Source organism: Phycisphaerales bacterium (genome assembly GCA_029268515.1).
Taxonomy (GTDB): domain Bacteria; phylum Planctomycetota; class Phycisphaerae; order Phycisphaerales; family SM1A02; genus JAQWNP01.
Map to the genome: position 1 here is coordinate 52,292 of JAQWNP010000016.1, position 23,638 is coordinate 75,929.

The window sequence follows — 23,638 nt, forward strand, 5'->3', positions numbered from 1 at the left end:
AGGCGGCCATGAGGCCTGTAGTGCGATGCCTGCTTGGATTGCAAACTGTGGCTGGGGCATTTTCTGCACCGTCAGCTGGACCTGGTGCATTGGAATGTGGCTACCAATCCTCTTGATTCACCGGTTCGGGTGGGCTGGTTTCTGGTTGATTGCAATTCCTAATGTGCTTGGCTGCGCTGGCATGGGCTATGTCCTTCGTTCAAAGGAGGCTTCTCGCAAAGCAGTGACTCAAGCCGGCTTGAGTGTGACCTGGTTTTCGACTGTCACGATCGCCTACCATCTTTTCTTTCTAAGCATGATCGCCACTTTCATGACCTGGGCCTTTGCTCCAGATCCTGGACTGGTTTGGCTAAGCCTGTGGATTCCAATTGCAGTTTTTTCCATAGCTTGGTTTGTGAGTTATCTGCCAACCATTTTGTGGTTGGTTGTTGCCAGCATCATCTTTGCAGCGACGATTGTGACTTTCTTCATCATTGGCCCCAATAATCTTGATCATGTCAGCGATCTTGCTGAGCAGGCACCGAGCGGTGCAATTGGCGCCGCCCCGATGTTTGCATTGGGATTTCTCCTTTGCCCGCATCTCGATGCAACACTGCACCGTGCCAGACAGGCAGTGAATGGACCGCATGCCTTTGGCATCTTTGGCCTTGGGTTTGCCTTCACGATGGTCTTTGTCGCCAGCTATGCGATGTATGCTCCATATGCTCTACCATCACTGATAATCGCCTTCTTCGTATACCAGTCAATTTTTACAATCGCCGCACACCTTCGCGAGCTTCGACTGGGAGAACAATTCACATCCCGTGGAGAAGTGAATCGCGGCGGCAAGCGTTTTTATATGCTCAGCCCATTGGTGGTGCCATTAATATTTTGGCTCGCGTTAATGATTGGTGGCACAGCGTTGGATGAACTATCGCTGGAGCGGGGGTATTTTCGATTTCTTGTGATGTATGGGCTCGTCTTCCCTGCAATCATGTTGATTTGGCTGCCGAATCGAACCAAGACTTCGCTGGTGTGGCTTGTCGTCGTTCTCTGCATCAGCTTGCCAATTGCAGAGTTCGGCATGTTTCGGCCCGCCTACTGGTTGCTTGTGATCCCTGTTTTCTTGATTGTTGGCAGCGCGGTCATCCTCAGGCGCAGCAACACACCAAGAGTCAATCACATTAATTAATCATTCATGCTTTGATGCTTTTGAGCTGCAACTGCCAAGTGTCCAAATGCCATGCGGTAGAGAATTGCGGCCGCGAGCGCGCCAATGATTGGCCCAACCCAGTAAACCCATTGAATGTGCCAGTAATCCATAGCAATAGCTGGCCCCAGACTTCGCGCAGGATTCATCGACGCGCCAGTCAGTTTTCCAAAGCACAGTACATCAACAGCCACGACCATACCGACTGGCAATCCCATGAGTATTGGACTGTCCAAACCACTCCGCTGATCAACCATCACGCCCATAATCACAAACATCAAAAAGAATGTCGCAATGGCCTCAAGAATCAGCACCCGCACTGTGCTACCAGCAACATCCATTTGAGCAAGATCGCTAAAGAGCCCCACTGTGAGTCCAATATGCGCAACCGAACCCTCGTCAGCCCGAGTGATGGGTAACTGAACACCTACGATTAGCCATTGAAGTAACAACGCTGCCACCGTCGCGCCTGAACACTGCGCAATGATAAATGCAAAGCACCGCCTCCATGATTGCTTACCGAGTAGCGTGACTGCAATTGAGACAGCTGGGTTGAACTGTGCACCCGAAATATGAAACACCGCTGCAATGGTCGCTGTAATTGTCAATCCGCTGGCCAAAGCAATAGCCACAGCATCTTCACCGCCGACCACAATGACGGCCCCGCCCGTGACGAACATCAACATGAAGACTGAAATAAACTCCGCTAACAACCCTCTTGGCAGATTCATTCCTGCCAGAATTGCCCCATAGCGATCATCCATTACGGGCTCCACAGCACTTCTTGTACTTCTGGCCAGATCCACATGGACACGGCTCGTTGCGCCCCACCGTAACGGCAGCTCGTACTGGCTGCTGCTTCTTCTTCGCTGCGCCGCCAGCCTGATTTGCTGCCTCTAAGTCGCGTTGCTGCTGTTTTGTACCACGTGCCGCTGCAGTGGCTGCGACTGCAGCAGCTGTTGCAGAAGACGCTGGTGCTGGTGGCGCTGCCTGCTGCCCTCGACCAGTTTGCATCGCCTCTGGAGCAGGGTCCTGCTGCGAAGGCGACGCTTGCTGCTGACGACCTTGGGGGGGCGCCAATTGAGGTTGCAGCTTCGCTTTGAAAATAAGACCAGTCAGTTTGTCTCTGACTGACTCATGCATTTCATCAAACAGTCGTGACCCCTCGCGTTTGAATTCAATACGAGGATCACGTTGACTAAACGAACGAAATCCAATTGACTCTCGCAATTGGTCCATCTGATACAAATGTTCCTTCCAACTTTGATCAAGTATCTGCAAAAGTATCCAACGCTCAAACTGCGATAGTTCTGCACGCATGACAGTCAACATCTTCGCACGAGTCGCTTCCATTATGTCTTGCTCTGCATCAACTCGCTCATCATCGGTCAATGATGCAAACATCTCTTTCTGGAACCACTTATCCAATGCATCAACGTCATTGCCAACTGTTTTCAAAGTTCTTTGTGCTCGTGAATCAACTTTTCCATTCTGCCACCCCTGGGCTTGCTCGACTAAAAGTTCACGAAGTTCTGCTGGCCGATCGGAGGGCAGATTTGAGGGATCCCAATCAAGTTCATAACGAGCATTAACCCAACGACAGAGCTGCTCAATCGCACCTGGCTGCTCATTCTGCAACGCAGAGGTTGTCATATCCAGTGCAAAGTCAATGGGGTATGTCAGCTCTCGGTTCTGATAGGCCTCTCGAGCCTTATCCGAAAGTTGGTCAATCGCTTTGTCTCGATCTTCCATCAACGCATATTCTTCTACATCAATTTGAATGCCCATCTTGCTATCGAGCCACTTACCTAACTCTGTAGAACCATAAGATTTGCTGCTGTACTGATCGACCGGCGAGAGATCCGCCGCATCGATTAAGGTTTCTGCAGCGCTATGAATCGCCGTCACGATCTCTTCTTTACTCATCTGCTTAATCTGTGAGATTTTTAGATTCGATTTGAATGTCGAGTTTGCCCAATCGCAAAGCCCTTTGTAGTCACACTGCTCACTGGACTCGTGTGCCAGAGTGCCTTTACCGAGATCGATCTCTTCAGAAAGGTACTCACCGATCGTGACCCGAATAATGTTTCCGGAATCCTCCTTCGCATCCGTCTTTATCCGCTTATGCAAATCAACCAGGTCCGTTTCACGAAGACGCTCCGCCCCAATTTGCACACCAAGATTCTCTCGCACCCATTCAGCGATGCACTTTGGGCCGTAGAGCTTGTCTAAAAATCGGTAGGCTGCGTCTGCCATCGATTCATCAATATTTTCAAAGATCAGACCTTTGATGTCATGACCCACAAGAATGCGCTGACGCAGACCATAGAAACTGTGACGCTGCAGATCCATCACTTCGTCGTACTCGAGTATATTTTTTCGAATAAGGAAGTTGCGTTCTTCAACTTTTCGTTGTGCCCGGCCTACGGCCTTATCAAGCATGGCGTGCTCAATAGCATCGCCTTCCTTCATGCCCAACCGGCTCAAAATCTTGAGTGTTGTCGGCCCTGCAAACATTTTCATCAAATCATCTTCAAGACTCAGATAGAAACGTGTCGAACCTTTGTCACCTTGTCTTCCAGATCGGCCTCTGAGCTGATTGTCGATACGGCGCGACTCATGGCGCTCTGTACCAATCACATGAAGTCCACCCAGATCTTCAATACTGTTGAAGAACCGAAGATTTTGCATCAAACAGTTACCCGACTCGTCGAGGGAATTCACCAATTCACTTTCTGACTTACCTGAGCTCTTGCCTCGCGCCATCCAGCAATACTCGTCATACCAGTGACGCAACAGAGCCAGGCGAATATCTCTATCCTCCATCGCATCAACCTGGGCCTTCTTCATTCCCAGTTCCTTCGGCGCCATATGCCGATACACCTGCGAGATAACTTCTTCCTCAGGCTGCTCTGCAGTCACCCCCTTGGGACAAATTCCTCGCCGCTTCCAATGTTCAATAATTGCTTCATTCGTAAGTGAAGTCAATTTGATATCCGTACCACGGCCTGCCATGTTGGTTGCAATCATCACAGCACCCAACTGACCAGCGTTTGTAATGATCTCTGATTCGCGATCATGCTGCTCAGCATTAAGCACTTCATGAGGAATGTTAAAACGACGTGACAGTGACTCACTAAGCTCCTTCGACCGCTCTACGCTGGTGGTGCCAACCAACACCGGCCTTCCAGCATCATGAAAGCTTTTAACCTCATCAACAATTGCGTTGAGCTTATCTTTCGCGGTCATAAAGATGAGATCATTGCGATCCTCACGAATCACAGGAACATTGGTCGGAATGACAACCACATCTAGCTTGTAGATCTCATAGAACTCCGTGGCTTCTGTATCAGCTGTTCCTGTCATACCAGCCAGCTTGTCATAAAGCTTGTAGAAGTTTTGAATAGTAATAGTCGCCATGGTCTGCGTTTCTTGTTTAATCGGAACGCTTTCCTTGGATTCAATTGCCTGATGCAGTCCATCAGACCACTGTCGGCCAACCATTTTTCGGCCCGTATTCTGATCAACGATTACGATCGATGCCGTACCATCCTGATCCGCCGCAACGATATAGTCTCGATCCCGTTGATAAACCGTGTGAGCTCGAATGGCCTGCTCAAGGAGGTGCGGCACATCAACATTTTCACCAACATAAAATGAACCAATATTGGCTTCTCTTTGCGACTCTGAAATACCATCATGCGTCAGGTGAGCGCGTTTTTTATCAAGCTCTACTTCGTAGTATTGGGTAAATTTATCTCGGTCTTCTTCCAGTTTTAACAACTCTTTGCGAGCTTGATTGAGCGACTCTCGCATTGCCGGAAGGCCCTCTTTATCTCGGGCCGTTCGTATATCTCCCTCAAGGCCTGAAACCTTAACCATACATTCCTGTACCTTCAGATCGAGTGCCTCCCACGGCTTCTGCTTTTCAAGCAGAAAACGAGCCAGACGATCTGCAAGGTCGTAACGCGGCTGATGATCATGCGCTGGCCCTGAGATAATCAATGGCGTTCGAGCTTCATCAATCAGCGTCGAATCGACTTCGTCAACAATTGCCATATTACGTTTCTTTTGATACTGCTCTTCAACACTTAATTTCATATTGTCGCGCAGATAATCAAAACCAAACTCACTGGTCGTTCCATACAACACGTCGCAGTCATAAGCTGACTTCTTCATCTCGTGTGGCTGCATATGCATTGGATGAATCGCACCAACTGTTAAACCAAGGCTATAAAAGAACGGGAATGTCCAGTCGCGGTCACGCTGAACTAAATAGTCATTCACAGTGACCACATGAACCTGATGATCTTGTATGGCGTTGAGATAACAAGCAAGTGGTGCCACAATTGTCTTGCCTTCACCAGTTTTCATTTCAGCGATGCGACCTTCATAGAGCACAATGGCCCCAATGATCTGTACATCAAACGGACGAGCCCTAAAGGGTGGCTTCGATTCTGGATAAAGTTCACGCACCGCGTCGTACACCACATTGGGTATATCTACCCAAAGCCATGGATCCACAGCACTCGAATTTCCCAGCAGTCGCCCTTCTGGGGCCTTCGGCTGAGACGCTGCAATTTCGGCAACCACGCCGTCAAATGCTGCCCTTGCATCTGAGGCAAGAGCTGACGGATCAAATCCGTGGATCGGATTAAAGATGTTGCGAATACCCACATTTCGATCCATGGCCTCACGGGCAACCGCGAAGACCTCCGGAATCATGCTTTGTGGACTCGCACCATCACTGATCTGCTTCCGAAATTCGTCTGTCTTCGCAAGCAACTGCGCATCTGTCATGACGCGCACAGAAGGTTCCTGGGCGGAGACCTCATCTACGATTCGTAGGTAATGTTTAACCATGCGCTCATTGCGCGTACCAAAGACCTTTTTGAAGGCCTTACCAACAACGGGAATACCCATCACAGGACCTCATTAAATAACTCTATTTTGTTAATAAAAAGTCTCTCCGAAACAACCTGACCCTCATCGCCAAAAAGGCGTATTGAAAGCCACAAGTCGTTCGAAAGACGCGATTCAGCCAATCTGCAGCAGTGGCGGTGGTATATTCAGCAAAGCAACACGTAAAGGCTGACGCTTGGTCAACTTGTCGCCTGAAAGAGGCATGGCAATAAGCTGCTGCCCTAGAAACTCGCAAAGCTCAGACGTACTGAGAGCCTTCTCGCCAAAGTTCTGTCGTTCCCGACAACCATCATGAAGATCCCAAACCGCTTGAGTCGCTAGTAAGCCTGCAACAATACAGAGCGTTTCCGCTTCTTGAGCTCGCCAACCTAGGTGCCGATGAGCACTTGTCAGGTTTGACTGACTCGGCTCGCTCGCCATAACGACCACCAAAATCGTAGCTACAAGAGCAATTGACCTCGATGATGATCGGAAACCAGGTTGTGAAGACAAGTGGGCCATTGAATCTCCGCTAGGTAGATCATTATCTACTGTAAAAAGACCCCAGACAAGCCCTGGACTCCAGGTAAGATCATTCAATAATGCCTCGCAGCCTAAGATAGGTACCCCCAGACCACCGATTCCCTACTTCAAGGACCTTTTCGCGATCAAAGACCCTATGTCACCAGATTCGGTAAATCCAAGCCAGTCAGCTAACCAAGTCATCCTCAAGGTGGACGGCATGACCTGCGCCAGCTGCGCACAGTCTATTCAGAGAACCCTTGAAGGTCAGGAGGGCGTTGAAACTGCAGTCGTCAGCTTACCTCTCAATAGAGCGACGATCTCGGGCCAGGATGTAGACGCCGCAGCGATGGCCAAGGTGATCAAGAAGAGTGGCTTCAACGCAGAACCCTTTTCAGAGGATCAGACCATTGGTGAACTGCTCACCGACATCGAACAACAACAGCTGCGCAACACAAACCAGTGGAAGTGGCGGGCTGTCCTTGGTCTCAGCGTTTGGATCCCACTCGAAATTCTACATTGGACCTTCCGTGGACACGATTCCATGGCACTACAGTGGGTCATGTTTGCTGGAGCCACCGCAGTCATTCTCTTCGTGGGATGGGGGTTCCTCCGATCGGCATTTCTTGCCGCACTGCAGCGCACCACAAACATGGACACCCTCATTACGATCGGTGCTGGAACCGCCTATGTATATTCACTGGTGCTCTTTATCCAGCAGCTACTCGGTATCCATGATGGGATGGGGTATTTTGCAGAAGCATCGGGACTACTTGGTCTCATTAGCTTGGGACATTGGCTTGAAGCAAGATCATCCGCCAAGGCCGGGTCCGCGGTACGTGACCTGCTTGAACTGCAACCAGATCACGCGGCCCTTCTCGAAGATGATGGAACCACGCGGGATGTCAAGAGTGCGGATTTAGTCCCAGGCGATCGCGTCATCATTCGTCCGGGCGATGCCGTTCCCGTTGATGGCATCGTGCTTGAAGGCCATTCGGAAGTTGATGAAGCCATTGTGACAGGTGAGTCTCGACTCATTGAGAAGAAGCCGGGCGATTCGGTGGTCGCTGCAGCGATCAATACCACTGGCCGGCTCGTTATCAAAGCCAGCGTCGATGGTCGACACACCACTGTTTCTCGCATTGCAGAATTGGTCAGCGAAGCCCAGGCTAGCAAGGCAGATATTCAGCGCGTCGCCGACCGCCTTGCTCGCGTTTTTGTCCCCGCTGTCTTGATCATTGCGGCCGTCACCATCGCCACTTGGGGGTCTTTCGGCAATTGGTCGACCGGCGTGATTGCAGCGGTCACCGTCTTGATTATTTCATGCCCCTGCGCCCTTGGTCTTGCCACACCAATGGCGGTCATGGTTGGCGCGGGTTCGGCAAGTAAACGGGGTATTTTGATCAAGTCAGCAGGCGCGCTTGAAGTTGCTGGACGATCGAAACGAATCATCTTTGATAAAACTGGAACGCTGACCAAGGGCCAAGCAGAACTTACCTCGATCGCACCAACTGATTCGCAGATGTCACCTGACGAGCTGCTTGGAATCGCCGCCCAAGCTGAAAGCGCCAGCGAGCACCCGATTGGACAGGCGATTGTGGCCGCTGCGGAAAAACGCGGAATCACCGTCTCACAGCCCGATGAATTTAAGTCCACTTCAGGCCACGGTGTTTGGGCGCGTGTCGGAGATCAGGAAATTATTGTTCGCCGTGATCCTGAGGCCACTTGTCAGGTACTCGTCAACAATGAGATCAAAGGCACCATCACGCTTGATGATCAGCCTCGTGAGGATGCTGCAGAGGCCATTCGTGCGTTGGAAGCGCTGGGCATCTCAGTACACATGCTGACAGGTGATCGTCAAAGTGCAGCAGAACGAATTGCGGCAGAGATTGGTATTAAGAAAGAGAATATCACTGCAGATGTAACTCCAGAGGAAAAGCATGCATTTGTAAAAGCCAATGCTGATGGTGCAGTCATGGTCGGTGATGGCATCAATGATGCAGCTGCGCTGGCCACTGCTGATTTGGGGATTGCGATGGCCTCTGGCACCAATATCGCAATTGAATCCGCGAATGTGGTGATACCCAACAATCGCGTCTTAGCGGTTCCAGAGACAATCGTGATTGCACGCAAATCACTACGTACCATTCATCAGAATCTCTTCTTTGCTTTTGTCTACAACACTTGCGCGATTCCTATTGCCGCACTCGGGCTGATGGCTGAATACGGCCCAATGATTGCGGCGCTTGCCATGGGGCTCAGTGATGTCTGTGTCATTGGCAATGCTCTGAGGCTCCAGTCGCGACTCCGACGCGGACGGCCACTGCTGCCCAAAATTCCAGCAAGATCCAAGTGAGATCACAAAATACCGCCGCTGAGATGACATTTTCATGTCCCTAAATCACGACTCAACCGACAATCAAGGAGAGAGTCCCGAGATTTGCTGGCTTAGACAGGCCTTGGGAACGTAGGATTGAGGGGTGTGCCTATTGTGAGCCGGGCTCACACCACAGGATGGAATGTCCCGGTCTTGACGGGCAAAGGACCAATGATGACGAACACCTCGCTACTTCCCATCAACCCATCCCAGTTTGATTACTGGAAAGCGCACCACCTACTGACGCGGGCCGGTTTCGGCGGCACACCCGCTCAAGTGCAACAGTTAGCGAGCCTCGGCTTAAACCAAGCTGTGGACCTCCTTCTTGATTACCAAGAATTACCCGCGCCGCCTTTAAAAATGAGCCAATTCGATTCAGGCATCATTCGACCCTACAGCCAGCAGGAACGTGCCGTGGTCACAAAAGCTCGTCGCAATAGTGACGAAGCAGCATTGTCTCGAATTCGACAACAGCGAAACGAGCAGCGTGCGCAAGATCGTGGCCAGATGCGACGTATTCAGGCTTGGTGGCTGAAACGCATCATCGAAACGAATCGACCAACAGAAGAGAAGATGACACTCTTTTGGCACGGGCATTTTGCATCTAGCTTCCGTGCCGTCGAAGACAGTTATCACATGCTGATGCAGAACAATCTGTTCCGCCAGCATGCGGTCGGAAACTTTAAAGAACTGGCGCACGCAATCATTCGAGATCCTGCAATGATTGCTTATCTAAACAATAACCAGAACAGACGGCAGGCTCCCAACGAAAACCTTGCCCGCGAACTGATGGAACTCTTCACCTTAGGTGAAGGGAATGCTTACTCTGAAAAAGATATAAAAGAAGGCGCTCGATGCCTGACCGGCTATACCTTTGATGATGACGAATTTGTCTTCAAAGATCGAAATCATGACGATGAATTTAAAACAGTTTTAGGTTCGCGGGGCCGATTTGATGGACATGACTTCATCGAGCTGATTTTCCGTCGACCAGAAGTTTCTCAATACATCTGCTTCAAACTCTATAAATTCTTTGTTCAAGATGTGCCACAGGTCCCTACTCGGGATATCCAAACGCTTATCCAGCGAATGGCAAAAGAACTGCGTAGTAATAATTATGAAATTAAGCCGGTCTTAAGAACACTCTTCCGATCACAACACTTCTACGACCAATCCAACCTCGCTGCTCAGATCAAGTCTCCAATACAGCTGACAGTCCAAGCGGTTCGATCACTCTTAAGAACTGTTCCAGCAGGTGTTCTTCCAGATCTCGCCACGGCCTGCGAAATGATGGGCCAAGGATTGTTCTATCCACCCACCGTGCAAGGATGGACCGGGGGACGCAACTGGATTAACACCTCCACGATGTTTGTTCGCCAGAACACATTGATCTATATGCTGACTGGAAGACGTCCTGACATGTACTCATGGGAAACCAGTGGACTTGGAAAATACGATGCCACTCATCTCATTGATCATCTTCGAAAATCAAATGGAACACTTGAACCCAGAGAAGCCATTCGCTACCTCCTACGCTTTACGCTTGGTAGTGAGCCTCAAACGGAACGCATAGAAACACTACAGAAGTTCGTTGCTTCACGTGGCAACCGACTTAGCAACGATATGATCATTGGCCTTCTTGCGCTTATTGCTGCCATGCCGGAGTACCAACTCTGCTAGGCACCTTTTACTACTGAAACGAAGCGCGGACTCTGCGTGACGCTCAGGAGCTCAGAACATGAACGAAATCCCACAAGACGCATACAGTCGCCGACTCTTTCTCCAGCAAGGTGTCACGCTGGCCTCGATGATGGCCACGGTGCCCTTCTTTGTTGAGAGATCAGCCCATGCAATGATGCGACCAATTGGCTCCATGACGAGTAGCCAAGCAGGCGTCCCTGAAGATCGGGTACTTGTTGTTGTACAACTCGGCGGTGGGAACGATGGGCTCAATACCGTTGTTCCCTATGGCAACGATGAGTATTACCGCCGTCGCCCCTCATTAGGCATAAAAGCACCTGGCCAAGAAGGTGGCGCCCTGCGTATTGATGGCGCGGATGGAATTGGTCTCCACCCAAATATGACTGGGCTCAAAGAGCTGATGGATGACGGCGTCGCCTCCATCGTCCAGGGAGTTGGCTATCCAAATCCCAATCGCTCCCACTTCGCGTCGATGGATATCTGGCATACCGCTGATACATCGGGCAAAGGGTTTGGCTGGATCGGCAAGTACTTCGACAACACATGCAAAGGAACACCTGAACCTCAAGCCGGCGTCGCCATAGGCAATCAAGTCCCTCTTGCAATGAACGGATCTGTCCAGTCACCAATCAGTTTTGAGTCAGCCGATGCCTTCCGGTGGGCTGGCCAAGATCTACACAGCTCACTCCGTGAACCTTATGACAATATTACCCGCGAGGGCAGCACACCTGGTGCAACGGGTGGCAGCCAAATGGACTTCCTGATGCGAACGAGCCTCGATGCCCAGTTAGCGTCAGATCGAATTCGAGCAGCAGTTGCAAAACAAACGCTTGTGCAATACCCAGGCAATCGCCTCGCTCAGCAACTGAAGATTGTTTCAGCAATGATCCGCGATGAAATGCCCACCCGCGTCTATTATGTATCACTTGGCGGGTTTGACACACATGCCAACCAGAGTTTCCAGCATGCCAACCTGATGAGTCAATTGAGTCAGTCGTTGAATGCCTTCTACAAGGACATGAAAGCACAAGGCAACTCCAAGCGGGTTCTCACTATGGTATTTAGTGAATTTGGACGGCGCGTTTCGCAGAATGCCTCTGGTGGCACTGACCATGGCACTGCCGCGCCCATGTATTTTGTTGGCGATATGCTACGCCCTGGCCTTCTTGGTCAGCATCCTTCACTGCGTGATCTTGATAATGGCGACCTTAAATTCCAAGTCGACTTCCGCTCCGTCTATACTTCTGTATTACAGGATTGGATGAAATCTCCAGCCAATTCAATTTTAGGACAGCAGTACCAGAAGGCGAATCTGATTCAGATCTAAGGAACCATGCGAAGCAGACATTTTTATTTCATAACGCTCCTGCTCATCACCGCTCTCACTGCCGGCAGCTGTACAGATGATGCTGAAACGACCCGCTCAAAGTCGACCCCTACACCAGTCAACTACACGATCGATGTCACCGGCATGCACTGCGATGCTTGTGCACAAGCGATTGACGCCTATCTCAGGGAGATGCCCGGCGTGATTGAATGCCAGGTCTCCTACGAGGAAGGCGTTGCGAAGATTGAGGCTGATGACCAAGCCTCCGCCGAGTCTCTCACCCAAGCAATCGAAATGCTCGGTTTTCAGGCAGAAGTTGAAGATGAGAGCTAATCCAGCCAGCTGCTGTAGCGATGCTTGAAGTATTAAAAATTGGCGATTTGAGTTCTATGAATCGGCCTTCACGTATTCACATCAATACAAAGGCGACTTTTGGCTCCAGGGTGGTAGACTTCAAGAGTAAAAAGGCAATTGCAAACGAACCAGAATTCTGGGTGCTGAGCACCGAGAATCCCTGTTGGAGATGACTGAGGCAAGTTGAGAACGACGAACCAACAAAAGACCCGCGATCAGGCGAGTGCCCTCCCCTATAGCGCAGCTGGCCTCCGCTGGCTGGCGGCATCAGCACTCTGTACCACCTTACTCATGACCGCCAGCTCATCGGGTCAGATTCGAACCAGTGGAGATCCAGGCAGAGTACCCAGCCGCCCCGTCGCCGCATCGCTCCAACCGAAGAAACCAATCACACCAGCTGAGGGCGCTGGCTGCGGCACCGAAGCGCTCAGAGAACACCTGGAACGAATGGGGATCGAGCAACCCCGTGGTATTTCAGGAAACGGCAATAGCTGCGTCGTATACCCCTGTGATAATCCAGCAAAACGTGATCGCTATATTCCGACGGGCAACCTCGCTGATTGGAAGACATTTCGCCTTAAGATCAACATTTTTCGTGAAGACGACGGCAGTAACCCTGCTGAATCTTTGACGGCCGTTGACCAGCAAATGAGCGCTCTGAATCTTTCTTTTGCGCCGCATCAAATCAGATTTGTTTCCGAAGTTGAGTTCATTGATGACTCAACCTATCGCGTGCTGAACTCTTTTTCAGAGAGCAGAGCGATGAAGCAGGCCTACGCTGATAATCCCGCAAGCCAGCTCAATGTCTATGTCACTAGTTTTTCAGGGCAACTCAACGGACTCTGTGGATACGCACTCTTCCCAACTTCTGGACAAGCACTCAGTGCCGGTGGCGGATCCGTTCTAAGAGACTCCTGTTTCGGAGCAAACAACACCACGTTGATGCATGAAATTGGTCATAACCTGGGTTTGTATCACACCTTTCACGGTGTCAGCGAAGTGAGCCAGTGCTCCGCTTGCTGGGAGCGAGCAGATGGCGTCAACAGCGATACGACTGGTGACTTCTGTAGTGATACATCAGCGACCCCTAAGAACTATGCATGTGCTGATCCCGGTGGCACAGATCCTTGTAGTGGCGTTCCATGGGGCACCACAGAGCCCGAAAACTTCATGAGCTATGCCAATTGCGACAGCGAATTTTCGGACCAGCAGGCTGGGCGCATGCACTGCTTCTCGGAAGGATATTTATCAGGCTGGTATGACGTGACCTATGGATGCGAGACAACACTTCGTGGAAGCATTACCGGAGAGTTACCACAGTCCAATCCACAAACAAGTAATGAGTTTGGCTCTTCCGTAGCAGTGAGTAGCGATGTCATGGTGGTTGGCATTCGTAACTATGCCGGACTCGATACCGCTGGCAGTTACAACGGCACAGGCGCCGTCCAGTTCTACCGCTTCAACGGCAGTAGCTGGGTTGCGGAAGGCGGCCCTGTCCCCCATCCAGATCATCCAGAAGTTGCTGACCCAGACAACCCCAGTACATTCGAACCAAATGGGGCTCGTTTTGGGGAGGCCGTCGCCATTCAATCTGATCCAATCAATGGCGACTACGCCGTGATCGGAGCCCGCCTCCAAGATGTTGGCTCCAAAAACGATGCTGCCGGCCTGGCATTTGTTTATCGGTATGACAGCCTTGAGGGTGACTGGAAACTTGAACAAAGGCTGCAGCTCAATACCAACGCAAGCAACCCATCTCATTTTCAACAGTACTTTGGCGACAGCGTTGCCATTGATCCGTTTGGTGGAGCTATCCTAATCGGAGCACCTGGCGACTACGGAGACTTAATAAGTGCAGGCGAGTTGGTACCCAATAGTGGATCTGTTTATCTCTTCGAATACGATTCTGACTTCGATCCCGACTCTGAAGAATGCAACACACCTTGGTGCCAGCGGAGTTGGTTACGAACCGCGACCGTCGGAGGTGACGACGGTGGCAGCACTCAACAGGTTCTCACCTCAGCACTGCGCGTGCCACAGGCAACAGAACTGCCACCTGGTCCAATGCCTGGAGCAGCATTTGGGTACACCATTGCAGTAAACAGCGAATACCTGGTCATTGGCGCTTATCAAGATGATGTACTCTTGCGGAGCCGCTTCCCTGCCAACCAAGGCAGTGTCTATGTCTTCAAGCGTGCCCTTGATCCACTGGATACCGAGTCCCCATGGGAATTTGAAGCCCTTCTTGAAGCTGATGACGCTTCTGAAGACGATGAATTTGGTCATGATGTTGATATTGATGGTGGGCTGATTGTGGTAGGTGCCCATCGCCGAGAAGCAAAGGTTGGTGGCCTTCGTGGCGGCGTCTACACATTCCTGACCGATGACTTAAGCGGTGGCCATACAACGCCACTTGAGCCAGATATTCCAGATGTTCCAGGGGTTGTCGACCAAGCCTTCTTTGGCCATGCGGTGGCCCTGGCGAACAATCGACTGATTGTGGGCGCGCCACTTGAGGCATCGACGACCGACACCGACGGTGATGGCATCCCAGAGAGCACCATCCAGGGGGCTGGCGCAATCTACTTGTATACGAGCGATGGCGATGGCGGATGGACTCTTGATGAGAAACAAATCATGGGACCGCCTGAAGCACTTGCTTGGTTCGGTTTTGATGTGGCCGCTGATGAAGGCACCCTTGCCAGCGGCGCACTCCGCGGGGACTACCAAGGAACAACAAGTGATTCTGGCTCAGTCTTCGCCGCTGGCGGCACGGGCGGGCAGGACTGTAACTGCAATGGCATCTGGGACTGCGAAGACATCTTGAGCGGCCTCAGCACCGACTGCAACCTCAACGGCGTACCTGATGAGTGTGAGTGGGACCCAACAATAAAAGGTTGCCCCGCATTACTCCCCGCAGACTGCACTGTTGAACTAACTCGCTTTACACGCACCTCTCCCGCGCTTGGGCCAATTGGCTGCACCATCAATTCCAGTGGGCAGCAAGAACTCTACGAAACGCCGTGGTCACTCGAGTATCCGCCGCCTGCTGCAGATGACTTAGCCGGCCTACTCACCGTAGATATCAACATTTCTGCATCGGCTGATCTTGACACAAGTGGACGCGTACTTCATGTCTTTCTCAATCAGACATGCCTGACTGATGGCACGTACACCGATCCAACAACACTGCAACCAATTGGACCACTGTTTAGTGATGTCACGGTCGCATGTGCCAGTTCAGATTTACCGACTGAGACGATCAACCTATCGGCTGCTGACTTCAATTCAATCTTGCTGAGTGCCAATGGGCCGATCAGCCTTCTTGTCGGTGCTCGAAATCCAGTCAACCCATCGCTGGGCAACCCCGCTGTTGACCCCTTTGCATGCGATCCTGAACAAAGCTACGTACAAGCCAGCATCTCCTATGTCCCTGACTTAGATTGTGACGGCGACTGTCAATTCGATCCTTGCCAGATTGCGGATTCGACCGTCGACGGCGTGCCGCAAATTGATTTGAATCTCAACAATATTCTGGACACATGCGAAGCCGTCGATCCCGGCGATCTTGAGCGTGCTTGTTGTCTTGGGGATTCATGTCGTGTCATCTCAATACCAGAATGCACCGCACAGGGGGGCACACCCTTCCCTGGCCTTGCGGATTGCAGCATTTCCATATGTGATGACGGCCCGGCCAATGTTGCCTGCTGCGTGGATGGCATTTGCGAAGTCATTGATGTCAACGAGTGCCTCAGTAGATGTGGCACCCCCCAACCCAAAGGAACAACTTGTAATGATGTTGTTGCCTGCGCTCCAGCTTGCCCCGCTGATTTTGACTGTGACGGCATAGTCGGACTCAGTGACTTATCAGTTTTCTTTGTGGAGTATGGCCAGTGCGCACCACCCACCATCTGCATTTCTGATATTAGTGGGCCTTTTGATACACCAGACGGGATCGTTGATAACTTTGACTTCACTGCAATCCTGATCGCATTCGGCGACTGTCCTTAAGAACAAATCACGACACTCAATCGCTTGTTATCGATTCTGAAACGTGATTGATGACAAGATGCTGGTTATGATCTGTGACAAGCTCATGCTGCACAAATCCATCAGGCCAGACCACCGTCAATTCAATGCTTTGCACCTCTCCAGGAAATGCAAAGTAACCCTCAGCAGGAAGTGCACTTTGAAAGCTACCGCCACTGGCCAGCCAACGTTGTTGCACTTTTTCATTTGCCTTTGCTGATACCAGTGCCCCGACACCAGTTGAATTACCAATGCCAGATCGCCGATCGCGCAGTGACACCGTGAGCCAGTGCACATCTTGGCCTAACGTATTGTTCTCATACACGCGTACCGGCCCACTCCGATCAGCAGTAATGAGATCAACATCACCATCACGATCAAGATCACCCCATGCAGCTGCTCGTCCATGGCGTGGTTCTGCAAGCCAATCGCCCCATCGATTGACCGCTTCACCCTGGACCAACTCAAAACGAGCACCATTTCTGACATACAGTTCCGGAAGCTGCGCGTAGGTTGAATCCATTTGCTCAAGCGAGGCCTGAGGATAGACATGGCCATTGAGAATGAAGAGCTCCTCCACACCATTTTGGTCAAAATCGACGAAGCCTGCGGCCCACCCCAGCGAACGCCGGCTCACCAAGCCGAGGCCAGAGGGGCCACTACGATCGTCATAAAAACCAGAGCCGGCACTCATATGCAGGGTATTGGTATCGCTTGAAAAGTTTGTTGTTACAAAATCTGCAAGACCATCATCATTTAGATCTGCGACTGCCATACCCATTGTTGCTTGGGCCCCACCATCCATGTTTGCAGCTAAACCTGTTTGAGATCCCATATCAATGAAGGCACCTGTGCCATCATTCTCGAGATAGAAGTTTGGCATGGAGTCATTGCCAACCAAGATGTCTTGATCGCCATCAGCATCAACATCTAACATCATGACATTGAGTCCAAAGGAAGCGTCTACCGCGTTGACGCCAGCTGAATCTTTAGCAGGCTGAAAAACACCATTGCCATCATTCAGATAGAGCACGTCATGCTGTGGCTTCAAACCGTGTGGTCCAGCCATGACCTCAATGTCTTTGTAAGTCGCCTTGCCTGGCGGATTATCAACATCAAACTCAAGGTAGTTCACTACGTAGAGATCAAGATCACCATCGGAATCGACATCACCCATTGCTGCTGATGTACCCCATCGCTCATCACCAACACCAGCAACTGCTGTTACATCTTCAAAGTATCCTTCCCCGTTACCTGTATTGCGCATGAGAACATTTGGACCATAACGTGTGATGTAAAGATCCTGAAATCCATCACCATCAATATCACCAACTGCCACACCCATACTCCAACCATTTATTCCCAGGCCCGACTGCTCAGTTGCGTCGATGAATTCAATTGGCTGGCCAGGCCGAGTGATATTCTCGAAATAGCGACTCCCGAGACCACCGGCTGGATCAAGTAAAGAAGCACCATTGGCAATAAAAACATCAAGATCACCATCTGCATCGCCATCAAAGAGTGCCAAGCCGCTTCCGTTGACCTCCAAAATATGCGATGGATCCTTTGCACCACTGGTTGTCACAAAATCAATCCCACTTTGGGCAGTGATGTCTCTTAAGAGTGGCACGCCACCATCAACTGTGTCAGTTTCATCTTTCGTTGCTTGAGAATGATCGCAACTCCCATTCACAACAATGAAAACCATCAACAAAACCAACTGAACTAGGCGTCGCATCGAAGTCATTCTGGAAAACTCGTTGTAGGGTGCTCTTTTTTCCATAATGCCTCATAGATCTTCTGTGACTGAGCTGCTTGATCAGCAAGACCCTGGCGCCTTAACACCTGTGCGAGTTTGTAATGCACCTCCGGTGACTCAGGAATAAGAATGACTGCTTTTGCCAGAGAGTCATAAGCGCGTTCTATATTGCCCTGCTGCACTTGTACATCGGCAAGCCGAACCAGTGCCTTGCCAAGATCTTTGCCTTGTGGTTTTATTGAGTTCTCAAACAACGAAACACTACGATTCAATCGATTATTCGCCTCTTCAAGATCTCCTTGCTCATATGCAAGAAGTCCAAGAAGAAAATGTGCATCTGCATTTTCAGGAGATCCCTGCAAATACCAAAGTACCGCCTCTTGAGCCTCAACCGGCTGCCCCATGTAGTAAAGCGCCCAACCCTGAAAATATGCAGTCTGTCCATAGGTAGGCGCAAACTCACGGGCCCTGGAAAAAGATTCCAAAGCCAATCCATATCGTTTCTCAGTGTGATACGTCAGACCGAAAAGAAAGTGCGCCAATCCCTCTTGTGGCTGTGCATCAAGATATCGACGCAATCTGACACGAGCTGCGTCTGGCTGGCCTTTCTGTATCAATGCAAAGTGGCGAGCAAGTTCCCCCGTCAGTTTTACTGATGTGTCCGGCGCAGGGAGTCTTTCTTCTGGGTCGACAACAAAGACCGGAGGTTCTACCTCTTGTTGCGCGGAGGTATCTGGAGTAGATCCCCGTTCACAACCTCCCGAAAAAGAGATCAACAAGAGGCTCACCACCAACCTGGTGATGAGACTGCGATCAATCGTGATTGGATGATATTTTCTGAAAAATGGTGCCATCTTGGAGGCATCATAGGCCGCCTTGAGGCTCACTACGGCGGCCACCCTCAGGGGCCCCAAAGACCCTCAAAACGTCCGATTCCGACAAAAAACACTGCCAAAATCCGCACAACCTTTCGATTTGCTCATTTTTCACGCAACGGATGTGGACAGATGCTCGAATCTTCTTCATGGTGGGGTAGTAAGAGAAGGTACGCTGAGTCAGAGAACACTGTTTTCGATACGTCCAGACAAGGATCGGCGCAAGTGAATATTAAGCACTATTGGACGCTCCACAGAGCCGTCTTGCCCACTGTTTTGTCCGTGGCTATCGGTGCACCCTGCCTTGCTCAATACCAGGCCCAAGAGGCCTCCGGAGCACCCCTCAGCGACCTCACCCGGACCCAACTCAATCGATTCGAGCTCGGCCGGGCTGCCTACCTCCATGTTTTTACAGCGCCTGAGGGGCTTGGGCCTATCATGAACCAACAGGCCTGCGGCAATTGTCATAACAATCCAATCGGTGGCCCAGGCAATATCAGCGTGACTCGCTTTGGCATGATTGATAAGAAGGGTGGGTTTGATCCACTCGATTCAATCGGTGGCTCACTCTTGCAAAACGACGCAATCTCTCCGACTTGCGCCGAGGTCATTCCGCCTATGGCCAACATCACAACTGAACGCGTCACAAACGGCGCGCTTGGCTATGGTCTCATTGAAGCAATTGAAGAAACTCAGTTTACCGCACTACAGGCTGCGCAGCCGGTTGCCCAACGAGGTGTTATTCAATTCGTTTCTGCACTCGAAGATCCACCCATGAGTCCACTACGAGTTGGTCGTTTTGGATGGAAGGCACAAGTTGCAACAATACTCACTTTCTCTGGTGATGCCGCACTCAATGAAATGGGCCTTACCAATAGGTTAATGCCTACAGAAAATGCACCGAATGGCGATGCATTACTATTGGCTGCTTGTGACAATATCGCGGACCCAGAAGATCAACCTGATGCACTTGGTGTCGAGTTTATTGATCGCATTACAGACTTCCAACGCTTCCTAGCCATGCCACCGCAAACACCTCGATCTGGACTATCTGGCGAGACAACTTTCAACAACATTGGATGCAACGTTTGTCACACGACTTCATACACCACACCAAATGACATGTCGCTGGAAGCTGCACTACGCAATAAACCAATAAAGTCATACAGTGATTTCATGCTGCACGACATGGGCATCGCAGGCGATGGCATTACCGATGGTGTTGCAAGTGGACGCATGCTACGCACACCACCACTTTGGGGCATGAAAAACCGTGATCCGATGTGGCATGATGGCCGAGTTGGAGCAGGCACTTTTTCAAGCCGTATCAAAGGAACCAGCCCTGGCAATGAAGGCGTCATCTACTGGCACAATCAGTTTGGTAGCCAGGCACAGACCTCTGCTCAGGCGTTCTTTGCATTATCAACAGCAGAGCAAGATAGTGTCGTTACATTTCTTGCTTCACTAGGACGCTTGGAGTTCGATGTAGATAGCAACTCCATTATTGATGTCGATGACTTCAATGATCTCGCACTTTGCTCTGGCTCTGGAATCAAACCGAACGACCCCTGCGCCATCCATGATGTCGATCAAGATGGTGACGTTGATCTCAATGACTTTGATGTCTTTATGACTGTCTTTGACGGAACCATAAATGACTGCAACAATAATGGATCCAGTGACCTTCAAGATATTTTTGAGGGCGTGAGCGTCGATACAAATGGCAATGGAATTCCGGATGAATGCGACACTTGCCTGGGAGATGCAAATGCGGACTTAGTAGTAGACATCAATGACTTTTCACTACTACTAATCAACTGGGGACCTTGTGCCGCCCCATGCATGACCGATTTTGATAATAGCGGCACTGTTGGGCTTGGCGATTTTACAATTCTACTAACTCAATTTGGTCAAATCTGTGACACTCCATAGTTGAGCATTTGACAAAGAGATGAACATTAGGCCGACACTTCTATGTCAGGCCACGAGGAGAGACAAAAATGCTAAAGAGATTGGTAGTCAGTTTGGGGATTGCTTCTTTCGTGCTTTCTTATCCAGCAGTCGCCCAAGAATGGGTCGTATTGAATGACCAGACGGCTAGCCACATCTCAGCAAGTGATACACTTTTTGAAACTGATCAAGAAGAGAAGGATTATGCCTGGGAAGATCTTGATCGTGATGGCTGGACTGATCTTGTCATTGTGCGGAAGAGTCCATTTACCTCCAGTGGAAAATTCGCAAATGTTCTCCTCATGAATGAGTCTGGTGTATTGACTGACCGCACTTCCGAGTACGCCAGCCTCTCTGATGTACCCGGCGATAATGGATTCAATACACCAACCAATGATCGCGATGTGATCATCGTTGATATCGATGGTGACCAATGGTTGGATATCGTCACCGCAACAACGCTCAGCGATAGTGATTCAAAGGCGATAGGCCATCCCAGAATCTACATGAACCTTGGTGAGATCAACGGCGTCTGGCAAGGCTTCCGCCATGAAGATGGGCGCATCCCTCAGATTATGACCTTGACGGGAGATCCCGTGAACCCCCGCTTCTGCTCAGTGACAGCAGCAGATGTCACTGGTGATGACCGTGTGGAACTTTACTTTGGCGACTATGACAGTAGTGGCGCTGGCGGCGAACCACAGGACTCGAGCCTTGACGTTAACAACCGCTTGTTTGTCAATGATGGCAACGGCTTCTTCACCGACTCCATGCAAACCCGCATGGACGCAAACATGCTTCTATCAGCCTTCGGCGCTGCCGCCCAATTCGCGGACATCAATAACGACGGCGCAATAGATCTCGTCAAGCAAACCTCATTGAATGCCCCGCAGCATGTGGCAATTGTCTATAACAATCCACTTAATATTGGTTTCTTTAATATCTATGATGAAGTGTATTCCCTCGCCCCATATCACATTAGCGTTGGCGAGCTCAACAACGACGGATTACTTGACATCGTTGTTACTGATGACAGTACCGATCGATATATGCTTCAGCTTCCAGGTACCGGATCTGAGCCAGACTTCCTGCAACAGGAATTCCAGCTAGAAGGTGGCGGCAGTGAACTTGCATTCGGAAGCAATAGTGTCATTGCCGATCTTGATGCAGATGGCTGGAACGATGTCATCATTGCCGATGTTGATGTGGACATTGACACCTGCAACTCTGATCGCACACATATCTACCGTAACTTTGGCTTCCAAGGCGCCCCAGGCGACGCCGTCGTACTTCGTGAAGACGGCAATATCATTCCAAATTCAATGCTTGTTGGCGTCCATGACGTTGCGGTCTTCGATATCAATAATGATGGCAGCCTGGATATGGTGATTGGCCGTTGCACAGGCAGCGAAATTTGGATTCATGAGTCCTCAATCTCATTCACCTTTCCCGACGGCGTACCCACCACGCTTGATTCTGGGGTAGCGACCACATTCCAAGTCGATCTCGCCATTGGCTCAGGAACGCTTGATCCTGCGACACCCAAAATGCACTATTCGGTTAATGATGGCCCATACACCGAAGTCAGCTTAGCTGAGACCCGCGGCTCTCTTTCACTCTTTGCAACATTGCCTGGCTTCGTCTGTGACGACAACGTTAAGTTCTACTTCTCTGCCTCGCTACAAGGTGGCATAAGTAGCACGAGCCCAGTCAACGCCCCAGCATCCACATATACCGCACGCGCATCGGATGGCGATATTGTTCTTATTGACGAAGACTTTGAAGGGTCTGTCGACGAGTGGACCATATCCGACGACGGATCGCTCACAACTGGTGCATGGGAAAATGTAGATCCCAATGGAACCATTTGGAGTTCTTCAGCATCCGCACCTGAGGATGATGCAAGCGATGATGGCACCCATTGCTTCGTGACTGGAAACGGAGCACCCGGCGGCAGTGCTGGCAGCGATGACATTGACGGCGGAACCGCTTATCTCGTCTCGCCTCAATTAGACCTTGCAGGTGGTGATGCAGTCATTAGTTGGTCACAGTGGTTTTTCAATAGCTCTGGCACTGGAGAAGATTCTCTTGCCGTGAGTCTGTCGAACGATGATGGTGCCACTTGGGTAGCCGCAAATTCTACACTTGGGACAGGCGGCGCATGGGAGCAGGTAAATCTCACTGTCAGTGATTATGTCGTTCCATCAGACCAAGTCCGTGTTCGATTCGCTGCAGGCGATGCTGCCCCAGCTTCAGTTGTGGAGGCTGGCATGGATGAGTTCTTAGTAACCAAGGCCGGCTGCGATGATCCGACCAGCTGCCCCGGTGACTTCGATGGCGATGGGTCAGTCGGACTCAGTGACTTCTCATCTTTCCTTGTCTTGTTTGGCAGCACTTGCTCAGGATGTCCAGAAGATATGGATGAAGATGGCAGCGTGGCACTTGGGGACTTCTCTGCGTTTCTTGTTGTGTTTGGCACAAGTTGCCCATAATCCTGGCCGTTGGCAATGGCGGGCATGAACCTGCTGGCAGCATGCCTCAGATCGTTCTTATTGGGCGATGAGAGGTAGATTGCCACCTCATGGAGTTTTTTCTTGCCCCCATGGGAAATGCGACTGATACTTAGGAGCCCTGGCGAGGGATGGTCTGTTTA

The 23,638-nt window shown here is 50.7% G+C and carries 13 protein-coding genes; 8 read left to right on the forward strand and 5 right to left on the reverse strand.

The genetic code is table 11. From position 1 onward, the window contains the following. Positions 1-25 precede the first annotated feature (25 nt). A complete protein-coding gene (locus P8J86_10430; GenBank protein ID MDG2055110.1) occupies positions 26-1,171 on the forward strand; it encodes a hypothetical protein in 1,146 nt (381 codons plus the stop codon). Here the strand turns inward: P8J86_10430 and P8J86_10435 are convergent. From P8J86_10435 to P8J86_10445, 3 genes are all read right to left on the reverse strand, one after another. Continuing rightward, a complete protein-coding gene (locus P8J86_10435; protein ID MDG2055111.1) occupies positions 1,168-1,953 on the reverse strand; it encodes an aquaporin in 786 nt (261 codons plus the stop codon). The genes P8J86_10430 and P8J86_10435 overlap by 4 nt on opposite strands. Further along, positions 1,946-6,112 (reverse strand): preprotein translocase subunit SecA, encoded by a 4,167-nt coding sequence (gene secA, locus P8J86_10440; GenBank protein MDG2055112.1) that lies wholly within the window; start codon positions 6,110-6,112, stop codon positions 1,946-1,948. The genes P8J86_10435 and secA overlap by 8 nt, the downstream gene beginning before the upstream one ends. Positions 6,113-6,226: 114 nt before the next feature. Next, complete coding sequence (locus P8J86_10445) at positions 6,227-6,613, reverse strand: hypothetical protein (GenBank protein ID MDG2055113.1); 387 nt, start codon at positions 6,611-6,613, stop codon at positions 6,227-6,229. 157 nt (positions 6,614-6,770) lie between these two features. On the opposite strand from P8J86_10445, the gene P8J86_10450 reads away from it, so the two are divergent. The 5 genes from P8J86_10450 (at position 6,771) to P8J86_10470 (ending at position 16,383) form a co-directional block, all read left to right on the forward strand. After that, a complete protein-coding gene (locus P8J86_10450; GenBank protein ID MDG2055114.1) occupies positions 6,771-8,969 on the forward strand; it encodes a cation-translocating P-type ATPase in 2,199 nt (732 codons plus the stop codon). A gap of 126 nt (positions 8,970-9,095) precedes the next feature. After that, on the forward strand, positions 9,096-10,670 hold the full coding sequence (locus tag P8J86_10455) for a DUF1800 domain-containing protein (GenBank protein MDG2055115.1): 1,575 nt from the start codon (positions 9,096-9,098) through the stop codon (positions 10,668-10,670). Between the two features lie 58 nt (positions 10,671-10,728). Beyond that, positions 10,729-12,018, forward strand: a complete 1,290-nt coding sequence (locus tag P8J86_10460; GenBank protein ID MDG2055116.1) for a DUF1501 domain-containing protein — start codon at positions 10,729-10,731, stop codon at positions 12,016-12,018. Positions 12,019-12,024: 6 nt separating this feature from the next. Continuing rightward, positions 12,025-12,351 carry a heavy metal-associated domain-containing protein gene (locus tag P8J86_10465; protein ID MDG2055117.1) on the forward strand — a complete coding sequence of 109 codons (327 nt, stop codon included), beginning with the start codon at positions 12,025-12,027 and terminating at the stop codon, positions 12,349-12,351. Between the two features lie 204 nt (positions 12,352-12,555). Then, complete coding sequence (locus P8J86_10470; GenBank protein ID MDG2055118.1) at positions 12,556-16,383, forward strand: M43 family zinc metalloprotease; 3,828 nt, start codon at positions 12,556-12,558, stop codon at positions 16,381-16,383. A gap of 16 nt (positions 16,384-16,399) precedes the next feature. Here the strand turns inward: P8J86_10470 and P8J86_10475 are convergent, their stop codons facing one another. Both P8J86_10475 and P8J86_10480 read right to left on the reverse strand, forming a co-directional pair. Next, entirely contained in the window at positions 16,400-18,139 is a 1,740-nt protein-coding gene (locus tag P8J86_10475) for a CRTAC1 family protein (protein MDG2055119.1), read from the reverse strand. Positions 18,140-18,144: 5 nt separating this feature from the next. Then, on the reverse strand, positions 18,145-19,014 hold the full coding sequence (locus P8J86_10480; protein MDG2055120.1) for a tetratricopeptide repeat protein: 870 nt from the start codon (positions 19,012-19,014) through the stop codon (positions 18,145-18,147). Positions 19,015-19,260: 246 nt separating this feature from the next. Between P8J86_10480 and P8J86_10485 the strand changes: the two genes are divergently transcribed. Then, on the forward strand, positions 19,261-20,967 hold the full coding sequence (locus P8J86_10485) for a di-heme oxidoredictase family protein (protein ID MDG2055121.1): 1,707 nt from the start codon (positions 19,261-19,263) through the stop codon (positions 20,965-20,967). 68 nt (positions 20,968-21,035) lie between these two features. Beyond that, positions 21,036-23,477, forward strand: a complete 2,442-nt coding sequence (locus tag P8J86_10490; protein MDG2055122.1) for an FG-GAP-like repeat-containing protein — start codon at positions 21,036-21,038, stop codon at positions 23,475-23,477. The last annotated feature ends 161 nt before the right edge of the window (positions 23,478-23,638 follow it).